This window comes from Streptomyces sp. NBC_00009 (assembly GCF_045040855.1).
Classification (GTDB): Bacteria; Actinomycetota; Actinomycetes; order Streptomycetales; family Streptomycetaceae; genus Streptomyces; species Streptomyces aureus.
Map to the genome: position 1 here is coordinate 4,372,659 of NZ_CP108312.1, position 15,248 is coordinate 4,387,906.

At 71.1% G+C, this 15,248-nt stretch carries 13 protein-coding genes; 7 read left to right on the forward strand and 6 right to left on the reverse strand.

Features of this window, described 5'->3' with window-relative positions:
- Positions 1–67 precede the first annotated feature (67 nt).
- Both OHA58_RS19875 and OHA58_RS19880 read left to right on the forward strand, forming a co-directional pair.
- Positions 68–3,220 carry a sacsin N-terminal ATP-binding-like domain-containing protein gene (locus tag OHA58_RS19875; protein ID WP_405485054.1) on the forward strand — a complete coding sequence of 1,051 codons (3,153 nt, stop codon included), beginning with the start codon at positions 68–70 and terminating at the stop codon, positions 3,218–3,220.
- Positions 3,221–3,399: 179 nt separating this feature from the next.
- Positions 3,400–4,263, forward strand: a complete 864-nt coding sequence (locus tag OHA58_RS19880; RefSeq protein WP_405480316.1) for a DUF5707 domain-containing protein — start codon at positions 3,400–3,402, stop codon at positions 4,261–4,263.
- Positions 4,264–4,290: 27 nt separating this feature from the next.
- Here the strand turns inward: OHA58_RS19880 and OHA58_RS19885 are convergent, their stop codons facing one another.
- Together OHA58_RS19885 and OHA58_RS19890 are read right to left on the reverse strand one after the other, a co-directional pair.
- Complete coding sequence (locus tag OHA58_RS19885; RefSeq protein ID WP_405480317.1) at positions 4,291–6,690, reverse strand: HAD-IC family P-type ATPase; 2,400 nt, start codon at positions 6,688–6,690, stop codon at positions 4,291–4,293.
- A 168-nt stretch (positions 6,691–6,858) separates the two neighbouring features.
- Positions 6,859–7,125, reverse strand: a complete 267-nt coding sequence (locus tag OHA58_RS19890; protein WP_227295457.1) for a DUF2530 domain-containing protein — start codon at positions 7,123–7,125, stop codon at positions 6,859–6,861.
- 192 nt (positions 7,126–7,317) lie between these two features.
- Between OHA58_RS19890 and OHA58_RS19895 the strand changes: the two genes are divergently transcribed.
- Complete coding sequence (locus tag OHA58_RS19895) at positions 7,318–8,763, forward strand: NCS2 family permease (RefSeq protein ID WP_405480318.1); 1,446 nt, start codon at positions 7,318–7,320, stop codon at positions 8,761–8,763.
- A gap of 55 nt (positions 8,764–8,818) precedes the next feature.
- On the opposite strand, the gene OHA58_RS19900 is transcribed toward OHA58_RS19895, so the two are convergent.
- Positions 8,819–9,001, reverse strand: a complete 183-nt coding sequence (locus tag OHA58_RS19900; protein WP_376539104.1) for a ribbon-helix-helix protein, CopG family — start codon at positions 8,999–9,001, stop codon at positions 8,819–8,821.
- A gap of 154 nt (positions 9,002–9,155) precedes the next feature.
- On the opposite strand from OHA58_RS19900, the gene OHA58_RS19905 reads away from it, so the two are divergent.
- Positions 9,156–9,593 (forward strand): MarR family winged helix-turn-helix transcriptional regulator, encoded by a 438-nt coding sequence (locus tag OHA58_RS19905; protein WP_100595753.1) that lies wholly within the window; start codon positions 9,156–9,158, stop codon positions 9,591–9,593.
- Between the two features lie 69 nt (positions 9,594–9,662).
- Positions 9,663–11,006, forward strand: coding sequence for an MFS transporter (locus OHA58_RS19910; protein ID WP_405480320.1), 1,344 nt, complete (start codon positions 9,663–9,665; stop codon positions 11,004–11,006).
- Positions 11,007–11,023: 17 nt separating this feature from the next.
- On the opposite strand, the gene OHA58_RS19915 is transcribed toward OHA58_RS19910, so the two are convergent.
- Complete coding sequence (locus tag OHA58_RS19915) at positions 11,024–11,521, reverse strand: GNAT family N-acetyltransferase (protein ID WP_405480322.1); 498 nt, start codon at positions 11,519–11,521, stop codon at positions 11,024–11,026.
- A gap of 17 nt (positions 11,522–11,538) precedes the next feature.
- Between OHA58_RS19915 and thpR the strand changes: the two genes are divergently transcribed.
- Positions 11,539–12,120, forward strand: a complete 582-nt coding sequence (gene thpR / locus OHA58_RS19920; RefSeq protein WP_405480324.1) for an RNA 2',3'-cyclic phosphodiesterase — start codon at positions 11,539–11,541, stop codon at positions 12,118–12,120.
- Between the two features lie 363 nt (positions 12,121–12,483).
- Here thpR and OHA58_RS19925 read toward each other — a convergent pair whose 3' ends face one another.
- Complete coding sequence (locus tag OHA58_RS19925; protein WP_405480325.1) at positions 12,484–13,479, reverse strand: aldo/keto reductase; 996 nt, start codon at positions 13,477–13,479, stop codon at positions 12,484–12,486.
- Positions 13,480–13,509: 30 nt separating this feature from the next.
- Entirely contained in the window at positions 13,510–14,202 is a 693-nt protein-coding gene (locus OHA58_RS19930) for an SGNH/GDSL hydrolase family protein (RefSeq protein ID WP_405480326.1), read from the reverse strand.
- Between the two features lie 69 nt (positions 14,203–14,271).
- Between OHA58_RS19930 and OHA58_RS19935 the strand changes: the two genes are divergently transcribed.
- Entirely contained in the window at positions 14,272–15,246 is a 975-nt protein-coding gene (locus tag OHA58_RS19935; RefSeq protein ID WP_405480327.1) for a WD40 repeat domain-containing protein, read from the forward strand.
- Positions 15,247–15,248: the final 2 nt, after the last annotated feature.

The following is a 15,248-nucleotide window of genomic DNA, read 5'->3' on the forward strand; positions in this document are numbered from 1 at the left end:
CGCGCGGTAGCGTCTGCGTCGCCAGGGTTGGCCTGGGTGAACGGCAGAGGGAGACCACACCGTGAGCGTGAGCAAGATCGTGCGCCCGGCAGCCGAGGGGATGGACCCGTTCGGGACGGCCCGTCTGCGGCGTGGGCTGCTCGACGCCTGGGCCGGCAGCCCGGCCCGCTTCCGTGAGGACGCCAACGCCGAGGAGGACCTCGCCCTCGGCGGCTACCGCGACCGTCTCGTCGTCGAGCTCGCCCAGAACGCCGCCGACGCAGCCGCCCGCGCAGGTGGCACCTCAGGTGGTCGCTTCTCCCTGACCCTGCGCGACGGAGTGCTCGTCGCCGCGAATACCGGCGCGCCGCTGGACGCCGCCGGTGTCGAGTCGCTGTCCACGCTGCGGGCCTCCGCCAAGCGCGAGCAGGGCGACGGCGCGGTGGGCCGGTTCGGCGTCGGGTTCGCCGCCGTCCTCGCCGTGACCGACGAGCCCGCGGTCGTCGGCCGCACGGGCGGGGTGCGCTGGTCGCTCACCGACGCGCGCGGCCTCGCCGCCGACACCGCGCGGCACAGCCCCGGCCTCGGCGACGAACTGCGCCGCCGGGACGGCCATGTGCCGCTGCTCAGGCTCCCGTTCGCCGCGGAGGGCTCGGCCCCGGACCCGTACGAGACCGTCGTGATCCTGCCGCTGCGCGACGCCGCGGCACAGGCGCTCGCGGCGCGGCTCATCGACGCCATCGACGACACGCTCCTCCTCGCCCTGCCCGGTCTCGACGAGGTCGTCGTGGAGACCGAGTCGGGGACGCGCATCCTGCGCCGCAGGACCGACGGGCCGTACGTGGCGGTGGACGACGAGCGCGAGGACGCCGCGTCCGGCGGGCGCGAGAGCGTCACGACCCGCTGGCGTGTCCTCGTCCGCAACGGCCCGCTCGAAGCCGCACTCCTCGTCGACCGGCCCCTCGAAGAGCGCCTCCGCCCGCACTGGTCCGTGACCTGGGCCGTGCCGGTGGACGCGGACGGCGCCCCGGAACCGCCCCGCAGCGCGCCCGTGCTCCACGCGCCGACCCCCAGCGACGAGCCGCTCGGCGTGCCCGCGCTGCTCATCGCCTCGTTCCCCCTCGACACGACCCGGCGGCACGCCGCCCCCGGGCCGCTCACCGACTTCCTGGTGGAGCGCGCCGCCGACGCCTACGCCGAACTCCTCGCCGGATGGCGCCCGGTGAGCACTGCCGTCCTCGGCCTGGTGCCGGGCCCGCTCGGCCGGGGCGAGCTGGACGGCAGCCTGCGCGGGGCGATCCTGGCCCGGCTGCCGCGCACCGCGTTCCTGCCGCCCGCGCTGCCGCGCACGAAGGACGACGCCGACGGACTGCCCGAGACGCTGCGGCCGCGCGAGGCCGAGGTCGTCGAGGGCGCCGGCGCCGAGACCGTGCAGGTCCTCGCCGAGGTCCTGCCGAGCCTGCTGCCCGCCGGGCTCGAACGCCGCGTCGAGCTGCGGACCCTGGAGGTCGCCCGGTTCCCGCTGACGGAGGCCGTCGACCGGCTCGCCGGTCTGGAGAAGGAGCCGGGCTGGTGGCGGCGCCTGTACGACAGCCTCGCGGGCGTCGACCCGGACCGGCTCACCGGGCTCCCGGTGCCGCTGGCCGGAGGGCGTACGACGATCGGGCCGCGGCAGGTGCTGCTGCCCATGCCGGACGCGACACCGGGTGAGACGCTCGCCCGGCTCGGCCTCAAGGTCGCCCACGTGGACGCCGCGCACCCGCTGCTCGAAAAGCTGGGCGCGCTGCCCGCGACGCCCCGCGCCGTCCTGACGACCCCTCAGGTGCGGGCGGCCGTCGCCGGTTCGCTCGACGACGACGCCTGGTCCCTCGACGACGACGGCCCGGTCGGCGTGGACGAGCTGGCCGAGCTGGTCCTCACCCTCGTACGGGACGCGAACCTGGAGCCCGGGGACGAGCCGTGGCTGGGCGCGCTCGCGCTGCCCGACGACGAGGGCGAGCTGGCGCCCGCCGGTGAACTCATGCTGCCCGGCAGCCCGTTCGCGCAGGTCGTCCGCGAGGGCGAACTCGCCATGGTGGACGGCGACCTCGCCGAGCGCTGGGGAGAGCAGCCTCTCGCCGCGTGCGGCGTCCTCGCCGGGTTCGCCCTGGTCCGCGCCACCGACGTGGTCCTCGACCCGGACGAACTCGACCCGCGCGACAGCGACTTCGCGGAGCCGGACGACGCGGGCCTGCTCGACGCGGTCGACGTGTGGTGCGAGGACGTGCTCGACCGGCTGCCCGACACCCCCGTGCCGCCCGTCGCCACCGAACTCGTCGCCGTACGCGACCTGGACCTCGTCGACGACGACCGCTGGCCCCAGGCCCTCGCCCTGCTCTCCCGCCCGCCGCTGCGCGACGCCCTCACCCAGCCCGTACGGATCCTGCTGCCCGACGGCACGCACGAGATCGTCCGCCCGTACACGGCGTGGTGGCTGCGCGACCACCCCGTCCTCGACGGCCGCCGGCCGGCCGGTCTGCGCGCGGCGGGCGGAGACCCGCTGCTCGCCGGGCTCTACGACTCGGCGGACGCGACCGGGTTCGAGGACGAGCAGGTGCTGCGCGCGCTCGGCGTACGCACCTCCGTCGCCGCGCTCCTCGACGAGCCCGGCGGCGCGGCCGAGCTCCTCGACCGGCTCGCCGACCCGGACCGCGAGGTCGGCGCGGCCCAACTCCACGCCCTGTACGGCGCCCTGGCCGACCTCGACCCGGAGCAGGTGACGCTCCCCGACGAGTTGCGGGCCGTGGTGGACGGCGAGGTCAGGGTCGTGGACGCGGCCGATGCCGTGGTCGCCGACGCGCCCGATCTGCTGCCCCTGACCGCGGGGCTGGCCCTGCTGCCGGTGAGTCCGGGGCGGGCCGCGGACCTGGCGGATCTGTTCCAGGTGCGACGGCTGAGCGCGACCGCGGACGCCGAGGTCACACAGGAGGGCGCCGAGCATCCGGTGTCGGACTCCGTACGGACCCTGCTCGGGCCCGCGACCCCGCAGACGTACGTCGAGCACGAGGAGCTGTTTGTCGCCGGGGTGGAGGTCGACTGGCGGCGCACGCCCGACGGCACGGTCCACGCCTCGACGCTGGAAGGCGTGGCGGCGGGCCTGGCGTGGGCGGCGGGCCAGTGGCCGCGCCGCTTCGAGGTCGCGGCACTGCTGGAGGACCCTTCGCGTACGGGGGAGTTGGCACGGGACCGCTGGTTCGACTGAGGGGGCATACGTAACGGGGAGGCTGGGGTTGCGTAAACCGGTCACAAAATCTCCATCTCCCGTACAACCAGTCACTCCTGGCGCATGTCTGATCTTCCGAGTCAACAGACTCCTAGATCAATCGGGTCCCGCGTGAAGGCATCCGCACCGCGGGACCCCTTCTCCAACTTGGGGAACACATGCGTATTCGTGCCACTGTGGCTGCCGCGACCGTCTCCGGCGCCCTGGCTCTCACCGCGTTCGCCGTGCCCGCGGCGCAGGCCGGCACCGCAGCCGCTCCGGATCTGCACAAGCCGACCGCCGCCGAGCGCTTCGCGGCCCACGACTCGACCGCCCGCAAGTCCACCTTCGCCGCGGCGGACGAGCCCGTCGTCTCCAACGTCACGGTCAACAGCGGCCAGGACGTGGTGCTCGGCACCACGAACCTGAAGACGTTCACGGTCTCCCTGACCGCCAGCCACGCCTCCGGCATCCAGGACGCCTACATAGACCTGTGGCACGGCTCCGACCTCGACCACGTCGACGGCTACCTGCCGCCGAACGAGGACGCCGCCACCTGCACCGCCTCCAGCGACACCACCTCCACCTGCAAGCTCACCATCACGGTCGACCCGCAGTCGGACCTCTACAACGCCCTCGCCGGCAGCTGGCACGTGACCGCTGCGGCGCTCGCGGGCGACGGCAGCATCTACGAAAACGACTACTACGCCACGCGCAGCGTCAAGCGCTACTCCAAGCTCACCACCAACGCCTCCCCCGAGCCGGTGACCAAGGGCAAGACCATCACGGTCACCGGCGCTCTCACCCGCGCCAACTGGGACACCTTCAAGTACGCGGGCTACACCAACCAGCCCGTGAAGCTCCAGTTCAAGAAGAAGGGCTCCACCACCTACTCCACCGTCAAGACGGTGACGTCCTCCTCGACCGGTGGCCTGAAGACCACCGTGACGGCGGCCTCGGACGGCTACTGGCGCTACAGCTTCGCCGGCACCTCCACCACCCCGGCCGTGACCTCCACGAGCGACTTCGTCGACGTGCAGTAGTCACGAGGCAGTAGCCACGTAGCTCCCTCACACGGGAAAGCGGCGGTCGACCCATCTCCACACGAATTCCAGGGCGACCGCCGCCACCGCCGCGATGCCGACCGCCGTCCACGGCATCGACGCGCCCACCAGCTTCAGCGCGAAGAAGTCCTGGAGCCACGGCACCACGAGGACGAGCAGGAACGCCGCGCCCATCGCGGCCACCAGGCACACCCGCCACCACGTGTAGGGCCGCGCGATGATGGCGAGGACCCACATCGAGACGAGGAACAGCGTCAGCGTCGCCGAACTCGTCTCGGCGTCGAGCGCGCCGGAGCCCGTGTAGTAGTGCCGGGCGATCACGTACGTCACGAAGGTGGCGGTCCCGGCGACGACGCCGCCCGGGATCGCGTACCGCATCACGCGCTTCACGAACTGCGGTTTGGCCCGCTCCTTGTTGGGCGCGAGCGCCAGGAAGAACGCGGGGATGCCGATCGTCAGCGTCGACAGCAGCGTCAGGTGCCGCGGCAGGAACGGGTACTCGACCTGGAAGCAGACCACGAGGACGGCGAGCAGCACCGAGTAGACGGTCTTGACCAGGAACAGGGACGCGACGCGCGTGATGTTCCCGATGACGCGGCGGCCCTCGGCGACGACCGACGGCAGCGTGGAGAAGCTGTTGTTGAGGAGCACGATCTGCGCGACGGCGCGGGTCGCCTCCGAGCCCGAGCCCATGGAGACGCCGATGTCGGCGTCCTTGAGGGCGAGCACGTCGTTCACGCCGTCGCCCGTCATCGCGACCGTGTGCCCGTGGGACTGGAGCGCGCCGACCATGTCGCGCTTCTGCTGCGGGGTGACGCGGCCGAACACGGTGTTCTCGTCGAGGGCCTTGGCCATCCCGGCCTGGTCGGCGGGGAGCGTGCGGGCGTCGACCGTGTCGTGCGCGCCCGCGAGGCCCAGCTTCCCGGCGACGGCGCCCACCGACACCGCGTTGTCCCCGGAGATGACCTTCGCGTGGACGCCCTGGTCGGCGAAGTACCGCAGGGTGTCCGCCGCGTCCGGCCGCAGCCGCTGCTCCATGGCGACCAGGGCCATGGCCTCGGCGCCCTCCTTGACCGCCGGGTCGTCGAGGTCGCCACGGGCGCGGGCGAGCAGCAGGACGCGCAGCCCCTGGTGGTTGAGCTCTTCAGTAGCCGCGAGGACCGGGTGCCCGGCCGGCAGGAGCACGTCGGGCGCGCCGAGCAGCCACGCGCTGCCCGTGCCGTCGCCCTCGCTGAACGAGGCGCCGCTGTACTTGCGGGCGGAGGAGAAGGGCAGCGACTCGGTGCAACGCCACTCCTCGCTGTCGGGGTAGGCGTCGATGATCGCCTGGAGCGAGGCGTTGGGCCGCGGGTCGGACTCGCCGAGCGCGCCCAGGACCTTGCGTACGTAGCCCTCGTCGGGCCCGCCGATCAGGCGCAGCTCGGTGACGTCCATGCCGCCCTCGGTGAGGGTGCCCGTCTTGTCGAGGCAGACGGTGTCGACGCGGGCGAGGCCCTCGATGGCGGGGAGTTCCTGGACGAGGCACTGCTTGCGGCCGAGGCGGATCACGCCGATCGCGAAGGCGACGGAGGTGAGCAGGACGAGCCCCTCGGGGACCATCGGCACGATGCCGCCGACGGTCCGCGCGACGGAGTCCTTGAAGTCGTTCTCCTTGACCACGAGCTGGCTGATGACGAGGCCGATCGCAGTCGGGATCATCATCCAGGTGACGTACTTGAGGATGGTGGAGATTCCGGTGCGCAGCTCGGAATGGACGAGGGTGAAGCGGCTGGCCTCCTCGGCGAGCTGCGCGGCGTAGGCCTCGCGGCCGACCTTCGTGGCGGTGAACGCGCCGCCCCCGGCGACGACGAAGCTGCCGGACATGACCTGGTCGCCGTGGTGCTTGACGACGGGGTCGGCCTCGCCGGTGAGCAGGGACTCGTCGATCTCGAGCCCGTCGGCCTCCGCGCACACGCCGTCCACGACGATCTTGTCGCCCGGCCCGATCTCGATCAGGTCGCCGAGGACGATGGCGGAGGTGGAGATCTCGGTGGCGCGCCCGTCGCGCCGGACCGTCGGTTTCGCCTCGCCGATGACGGCGAGTGAGTCGAGTGTCTTCTTGGCGCGCAGCTCCTGGATGATGCCGATGCCGGTGTTCGCGAGGATGACGTAGCCGAAGAGGCTGTCCTGGAACGGCGCGACGAACAGCATGACCAGCCAGAGGACGCCGATGATCGCGTTGAACCGCGTGAAGACGTTCGCACGGATGATCTCGGTGGTGGAGCGGGAGCTGCGGACCGGTATGTCGTTGACCTCGCCGCGCGCGACGCGCTCGGCCACCTCGCCGGTGGTGAGCCCCCTCGCCCGCTGGGGCATCGGCACCGGGTGGACCGGGTCCAGCTCGGCGCCCGCGTCGATGTGCGTCATGCAAACGACAGTACGGGCGGATTTGCGGCTTCACCCCTCGGGTGCGCCAAAGATCCGACCCGGGGAGGACGTGGAGGGGCGGGGGCCGGTCCCGTGGTGGTACGCGGGCGGCGCGCCGGCCGCTGCTCGGGTGCCGGGTCAGCCGCTGCCCCGGTGCCGCGCCGGCCGCTACTCGGGTGCCGGGCCCGCTTCGGCGGCCGCGCGCTTGAGCGCCGCGTCGCGCCCCCGTACGTACCAGATGCCGATGAGTCCGAGTCCGGCGCCGGCCAGGCAGGTCCACACCCACCAGGTGTGGCCGTGGTCGTCGAACCAGCCGTAGAACGGCAGCTGCACCAGGAAGAGGACGAACCACAGGATCGTGCCGCCCGTGATGGTGGCGACCACGGGCCCTTCAAGGGGCTCGGGTGCCTCGTGCTTGGGGGTCCACTTCTCCATGGGCACAGCTTACGAGGAGCACGAAACGACATCTTCAGTCGCCCCGGAACCCTTATGGGTCAAGGGTCTACGCGCGGAGATAGCGAATTCTTGCTCATATGTTCATACTGAAACGGCCTGAGACTGGCCACTTCTGTTCGTAGAAAACGCCAAACAGCGCCCCCCACCAGCACACCGATCCAGAGGTCATCCATGTCCAGCTCGGCCCCCGCCCCGGTCGATCTCATCGAGCCGCCGTCGGCCCCCCAGAACGGCCTCGACCGCTTCTTCAAGATCTCCGAGCGGGGCTCGTCGGTCAGCCGGGAGATCCGTGGCGGCTTCGCCACCTTCTTTGCGATGGCCTACATCATCGTGCTGAACCCGATCATTCTCGGCAGCGCGAAGGACATGTACGGGCACCAGCTCGACAACGGCCAGCTGGTCACCGCGACCGCGCTCACCGCCGCCTTCACGACCCTGCTCATGGGGGTCATCGGCAACGTCCCGATCGCGCTCGCCGCCGGCCTCGGCGTGAACACCGTCGTCGCCCTCCAGCTCGCGCCCCGCATGTCGTGGCCCGACGCGATGGGCATGGTCGTCCTCGCGGGCTTCGTCGTGATGCTCCTGGTGGCGACCGGTCTGCGCGAGCGCGTCATGAACGCCGTGCCGCTCGGCCTGCGCAAGGGCATCGCGATCGGTATCGGCCTGTTCATCATGCTGATCGGCCTGGTCGACTCGGGCTTCGTCTCGCGCATCCCGGACGCCGCGCACACCACGGTGCCGCTCCAGCTCGGCAGCGACGGTCACCTCAACGGCTGGCCCGTCCTCGTCTTCGTGCTCGGCGTGCTGCTCACCCTCGCGCTGATCGTGCGCAAGGTGCCGGGCGCCATCCTGATCTCCATCGTCGTCATGACGCTCGTCGCGATGCTCATCAACGCCGTCGCCGACATCCCGAGCTGGGGTCTGACGACGCCCAAGTGGCCCGGCAACCCGGTCGAGATGCCGGACTTCGGGCTGGTGGGCCAGGTCAGCCCGTTCGGCGGCTTCCACAAGGTCGGCATGCTGACCGGCATCCTGTTCGTCTTCACCGTGCTGCTGTCGTGCTTCTTCGACGCGATGGGCACGATCATGGGCGTCAGCGACGAGGCCAAGCTGACCGACAAGGACGGCCAGATGCCCGGCATGAACAAGGTCCTCTTCATCGACGGCATCGCCGTCGCTGCGGGCGGCGCCTCGTCCTCGTCGGCCACCACCTGCTTCGTGGAGTCCACCGCCGGTGTCGGCGAGGGCGCCCGCACCGGTTTCGCCAACGTGATCACCGGCGGTCTCTTCGCCGTCGCGCTGTTCCTCACGCCGATCGCCACGATGGTCCCGTCCCAGGCGGCCACGCCCGCGCTGCTCGCGGTGGGCTTCCTGATCCTGTCGGGGTCGATCGGGGCCATCGACTGGAGCGACTACACGATCGCCATCCCGGCCTTCGTGACGATGCTGATGATGCCGTTCACGTACTCGATCACCAACGGCATCGGGATGGGCTTCATCAGCTTCACCCTGCTGAGGGTCGCGGCGGGCCGCGCCCGTTCGGTGCCGGTCGCGATGTACATCGTCGCGGGGGTCTTCGCCTTCTACTACCTGATGCCGGCGCTGGGTCTGACCTGAGCGCCCTGAAGGGGCGCGGGAGACCGCGCACCCGGCTCCTGACGGCCCGCAGGTCTCACGCGGCCCCGTAGAAAGCCTCTGTCTTCTCGACGGACGTCGCGAAACGTTCGTCGAAGTCGTCTCGAATGAGCGTCCGGACCACATAGTCCTGGACGCTCATTCCTCTTTTGGCGGCGTGGGTCTTGAGCCGCTCGAGCAGCTCACCGTCTATCCGCAGGCTGAGCACTGTCGATCCCATGCGCAACAGGGTCGCGGGCCCCTGTCCGCCCGTGTGTCACTTTTCGTGTCCACGTCACTCATATGGGTGATGGAGGGGGTCGCGGAGGATTCAGTGGGCGGAGTCACGGGAATCCGAGTGGTCTTTAGAAAGAGTAATGAGTTAAGCTAAGGACATGCCGGACCTCTCCCATGGCGATGACGCAGCCGCAGTGAACGCCTTGCGCTCAGCGGTGATGCGCCTGTCGCGCCGACTCAAGCACCAGCGGGTCGACGAGTCGCTGAGCCCCACAGAAATGTCGGTGCTCGGCACCCTCGCCCGCTGCGGCAGCGCGACCCCGGGCGAACTCGCCCGCAAGGAGCACGTGCAGCCGCCGTCGATGACCCGCATCGTCGCGCTGCTCGAGGCCAAGGGGCTCGTCCGGCTGGAGCCGCATCCCGAGGACCGGCGACAGAAGGTCGTCACCTCCACCGAGCAGGCCGAGGCCATGCTCGAAGAGAGCCGCCGCAAGCGCAACGCGTGGCTGGCCTCGCTCGTGGAGAACCTGGACGAGGACGAGTGGGCCAAGATCCGCGCCGCCGCCCCCGTCCTGGAGAAGCTCGCCCACCTGTAAGCCCCTCTGCCATGCCCTTCGGGGCGTCGTCGACCTGCCGTTCACGGCCGCCAAGGAGGCGAACCCGCATTGAGTACGGGACCCGGAGCAGACTCCGCCCCCGCACCAACCGCCCTCGACACGACCGACCGCCCCCGCAAGAGCTCGATGTTCAGCTCGCTGAAGATCCGTAACTACCGGCTCTTCGCGACCGGGGCCGTCGTTTCCAACACCGGCACCTGGATGGCCCGCATCACCCAGGACTGGCTGGTGCTCAGCATCACCGGCTCCTCGGCGGCCGTCGGTATCACCACCGCCATGCAGTTCCTGCCGATGCTCCTGTTCGGCCTCTACGGCGGCGTCATAGCCGACCGCTTCGCCAAGCGGAACCTCCTGTTCGTCACCCAGGGCGCCATGAGTCTGTCCGGGCTCTTCCTCGCCGCGCTCACCCTCACCGGGAACGTCCAGGTCTGGCACGTCTACCTCGCGGCCTTCTTCACCGGCCTCGTCACCGTCGTCGACAACCCGACCCGCCAGTCCTTCGTCTCCGAGATGGTCGGCCCCGACCAGGTCCGCAACGCGGTCAGCCTGAACTCGGCGAACTTCCAGTCGGCACGCCTGATCGGTCCCGCGGTCGCGAGTGGACTCACCGCTGCCGTCGGTCCGGGCTGGGCGTTCCTCGCCAACGGACTCTCCTTCCTCGCCCCGCTCACCAGCCTCTGCCTGATGCGCACCCGCGAGCTGCACCACACCCCGCGCGCCCCGCGCGGCAAGGGCCAGCTCCGCGAGGGCCTCGACTACGTCTCCAAGCACCCCGAGCTGATCTGGCCGATCGTCCTCGTCGGCTTCGTCGGCACGTTCGGGTTCAACTTCCCGATCTGGCTGAGCGCCTACGCTGACGACGTCTTCCACGGCGGGGTCGGCATGTACGGCGTGTTCAACACGCTCATGGCCCTCGGTTCGCTGGCCGGTGCGCTGCTCGCCGCGCGGCGCCGCTCGACCCGGCTGCGCGTCCTCGCGGGAGCCGCGGTCGGCTTCGGTGTCCTGGAGGTCGTGGCCGCGTTCGCGCCCGATGTCTGGGTCTTCGCGCCGCTGATCGTGCTGCTCGGCATCCTCGGCCTCACGGTCAACGTGACCGCGAACTCGTCCGTCCAGATGGCCACCGACCCCGAGATGCGGGGCCGCGTCATGTCCCTGTTCATGATGGTGTTCACGGGCGGTACGCCGCTCGGCGGGCCCCTGTTCGGCTGGATCGCCGACCAGTACGGGGTCCGGATCAGCTTCGCCCTCGGCGGCCTCGTGTGCGCCACGGCCGCGGTCGGCGTCGGACTGATGCTGGCCCGCGCCGCGAACCTGCGGCTCAAGCTCGACCTGCGCCGCGGACAGCAGCACGTGCAGTTCGTACCGCGCGAGCAGCTGGCCACGGCGGCGTGAGCCGAGGGGCCTGACCGTCAGACGCGCCGGGCCAGGACCTGGCCCGGCCAGACGCCGTCGGGCCCGATGAACGCCTCGGTGCGGACGAAGCCGTTCGCCTCGTAGAACGCGACGAGCTTGCCGTCGTCGCCCGCATAGCAGTCGACGCGCAGGAGCGGGATGCCCGCCCTGCGGGTCTCCTGTACGGCGTGGGCGAGCAGCGCGGCGCCCGCCCCGCTGCCGTGCCGGGCCGCGAGCAGATGGACGTAGCGCTCGGGTTCACCGGCCGGCTCCACGTACGAGCCGGGTCCCTCGGAGAGCGTGAGCGTGCCGACCGGGATGCCGTCGGTCTCCGCGATCCACGGCACGCCCTTGGCCACGTACTCCTCGACCATCGCCACGGCCCGTGGACGCTGCGACCAAGGCCTCTCGCCCCACTGCCCCGTGCGCCCCTGTGACACCAGCCACTCCATGGCCCCGTCGAACAGGCCGACTATCGCGGGGATATCCGCTGCGCTGCCCTTTCTGATCTCCATACGGGGACACTAACCCCGTGAGACTTTTCGCAGCAGTGCTTCCGCCGGACGAGGCGTTGGACGAACTGGGGCGCGCCGTCGACCAGTTGACGGGTTCCGAGGGGGCCGAGGGCCTGCGGTGGACCGGCCCCCCGGGCTGGCACTTCACGCTGGCCTTCTACGGCGAGGTGCCCGACGAGACCGTGCCCGAGCTGTCGCGGCGCCTGGAACGGGCGGCGGCCCGCACCGCGCCCTTCCCGCTCGCCCTGCGCGGCGGCGGGCACTTCGGGGACCGGGCCCTGTGGGTGGGCGCGGCCGGTGATGTGGCGGCGTTGCGGCGCCTCGCCGAGCGGGCCGGGGCCGCGGCGCGCAAGGCGGGCCTGCCGGCGGAGGAGCACCGCAAGGAGCACACCCACTACCGGCCGCACCTCACGCTGGCCCGCGGCTCCGGCGCCGTCCACCTCACGCCGTACGCGGCCGCCCTCGACACCTTCACCGGCGAACAGTGGACAGTCGGCGAGCTGGCACTCGTCCGCAGCCGGCTGCCGACGTCCGGGGTGCGCGGCGAGCAGCCCCGCTACGAGAAGGTCGGCGGCTGGCCTCTTTCGGCCACGGGTTAGTCTCGAAGCGTGGACCCGAAGAGCCGTAACCGGATCATGGCCGTTGTGCTGGTACTGATGTTCGCCGTCGTCGCAGTGGCGGCCGCGGTCGGAAAGTGACCGCGGCCGCGCCGCGCCGTCCGCGCAGCCGCACTGCTACCAGGCCGCGCGAGGCCCCGGCTCTACCAGGCGAACGCCTCTGGTGAAGGCCCCGGGCCCGGGCTGTGCCGTCCCGGGGGACGACCCCCGGACCCCCGGCCGTTCACAGCGCGAGGCCCCCGCCCTACCAGGCAAAAGCCTCCGGTGAAGGCCCCGGGCCCGGGCTGTGCCGTCCCGGGGGGCGACCCCCGGACCCCCGGCCGTTCACACCGCGAGGCCCCCGCTCTACCAGGCAAAAGCCTCCGGTGACGGCCCCGGGCCCGGGAAGATCTCGTCCAGGCCCGTGAGGACCTCCTCGCTCAGTTCCAGCTCGACCGCGCGCAGCGCCGAGTCGAGCTGTTCCGAGGTGCGCGGGCCGACGATGGGCCCGGTGACGCCGGGACGGGTCAGCAGCCAGGCCAGCGCCGCCTCGCCAGGTGCGAGGCCGTGCTTGTCGAGAAGGTCCTCGTAGGCCTGGAGCTGGGCGCGCGTCTCCGGGTTCGCGAGCGCGTCCGCGGCCCGGCCGCTCGCGCGACGCCCGCCCTCGACCTCCTTCTTGATGACCCCGCCCAGCAGACCGCCGTGCAGCGGCGACCAGGGGATGACCCCGAGGCCGTACTCCTGCGCGGCCGGGATGACCTCCATCTCGGCGCGGCGCTCCGCGAGGTTGTAGAGGCACTGCTCGCTGACGAGACCGAGGGTGCCGCGCGCGGCCGCCTTCTCGTTGGCCTGGGCGATCTTGTAGCCGGGGAAGTTGGACGATCCGGCGTACAGGATCTTGCCCTGCTGGATCAGGACGTCGACGGCCTGCCAGATCTCCTCGAAGGGGGTCTCGCGGTCGACGTGGTGGAACTGGTAGATGTCGATGTAGTCCGTCCCCAGCCGCTTGAGGCTGGCCTCGACGGCGCGGCGGATGTTGACCGCGGAGAGCTTGTCGTGGTTGGGCCAGGGGGAATTGGTGCCCTCGCCGGCCATGTTCCCGTAGACCTTCGTGGCCAGGACCGTCTTGTCCCGCCGGTCGCCGCCCTGGGCGAACCAGCTGCCGATGATCTCCTCGGTACGGCCCTTGTTCTCGCCCCAGCCGTAGACGTTGGCGGTGTCGAAGTAGTTGATCCCCGAGGCCAGCGCCGTGTCCATGATCGCGTGGCTGTCGGCCTCGTCGGTCTGCGGACCGAAGTTCATCGTGCCGAGAACGAGCCGGCTGACCTTGAGTCCTGTGCGTCCGAGCTGCGTGTACTTCATGAGTCCCCAGCCAACGGCGTGGAGTGGACTCTAGGCAAGGCCCCCGGGCCGGGCGTTCAGCGGACCCCACGCCTGCCGCATCGCACGCGCGAACGTGTCCGCGAGCTTGCGCTCACCGCTCGCGTTCGGGTGCGTGCCGTCGTACGTGTCCACGTGGATGTCGTACGACTCCGGCACCGACGCGAGGAGCAGGGGGGAGCGGCCCGAGTCGAGGTCGGCGACCGCCTTCGCGAGGAGCGTGTTGAAGTGGGCGACCTCCGCGGCGAACGGCGCGTCCGTCTCGGCGCGCACGTTCGGGATGACCGGCAGCAGGACCATCCGCACCCGCGGGTTCGCGGCGCGGGCCCCGGCGACGAAGCGGCGCATGTTCTGCGCGGTCTGCTCCGCGTTCGTGTAGAAGCCGAGATCGATCAGGCCGAGCGAGATGAGCAGGACGTCGGTGCGGGCGAGCGCGACCGCCTCCTCGATGACGGGCGCCATGTGCAGCCAGCCCTCGCCCCAGCCCGCGAGGTGGGCGCGTGGGAAAGCGGGGTCCGCGTCCGCGTAGTCGTGCGACACCGCGGCGTTCGCCGTCTTGTCGTAGAGCGTCTCGCGCGGCCCGGCGATCTCGAACGCGCCGTCGCCGTACGCGGCCCGCAGATGCTGCCACATCCGGTAACGCCAGGTGAGTTCGCCCGCGCTGCCTATCGTCATCGAGTCGCCGACGAAAGTGAACCTGAGCATCCGCTCATCATCGCGGATCGCGGGCGGGCGGAGTGTGTGACGCTGAGCACGCCCTGGCAAGCTGGGGGCATGCGTTCGTTTCTGGGTGCGGCCGGAGCCGCCGTCGTTCTCGCGTTCGGTGCCACCGCTCCCGCCGTGGCGGACGACCCCGGCAGCGACGGGTTCACCATCGAGGACCCCCGCATCACCGAGTCCAGCGGCCTCGCCGCGTCCCGGATCCACCCGGGCATCTACTGGACCCACAACGACAGCAGCGACGGCGCGTACCTGTACGCGATCGACGGCAGGACCGGCGAAACCGTCGCCACCCTCACCCTGACCGGCGTCGGCGCCCCGCGCGACGTCGAGGCCATCTCCGTCGGCCCCGACGACAACCTCTACGTCGGCGACATCGGTGACAACCTCGGCGGCAAGTGGTCCCACGTGTGGATCTACAAGCTGCCGGAGCCGAAGGAACTGCGCGACCAGACCGTGCGGGCGACGCAGTTCACCGTGCAGTACGCCGACGGGCCCCGCAACGCCGAGGCGCTGATGGTCCATCCGAAGACCGGACGCGTCTACATCGCCGAGAAGAACGAGGACGGCGGCGGCCTCTACGAAGGCCCCCAGAACCTGTCCGCCTCGGGCACGAACGTCTTCCGTCGCATCTCTGGCATCGACCTGTGGGTGACGGACGGCGCGTTCTCGCCCGACGGCAAGCACCTCGCCCTGCGCGGCTACTTCGGCGGGATCTCGTACGCCTGGAAAGACGGCAAGCCCGAGCGTGAGGGGCAGTTGAACGTGCCGATGCAGCCGCAGGGCGAGTCCGTCACGTACACCGCCGACGGGAAGAAGCTGCTCTACGGGAGCGAGGGCCGGGGCAGTTCGGTGGAGCCCGTGCAGGTCGGCGACGGATCCGGCGGTGACTCGAAGTCGCCCTCGGGAAGCGGTGATTCGGGCGACGGACCCATCGACACGGGCCTCAGCGCGAGCGCGGTCGGGCTCGTCGTCGTGGTCATCGCCGTCTTCGGGATCGGGCGGCTGCTGAGGCGGCCGAAGAAGTAGCG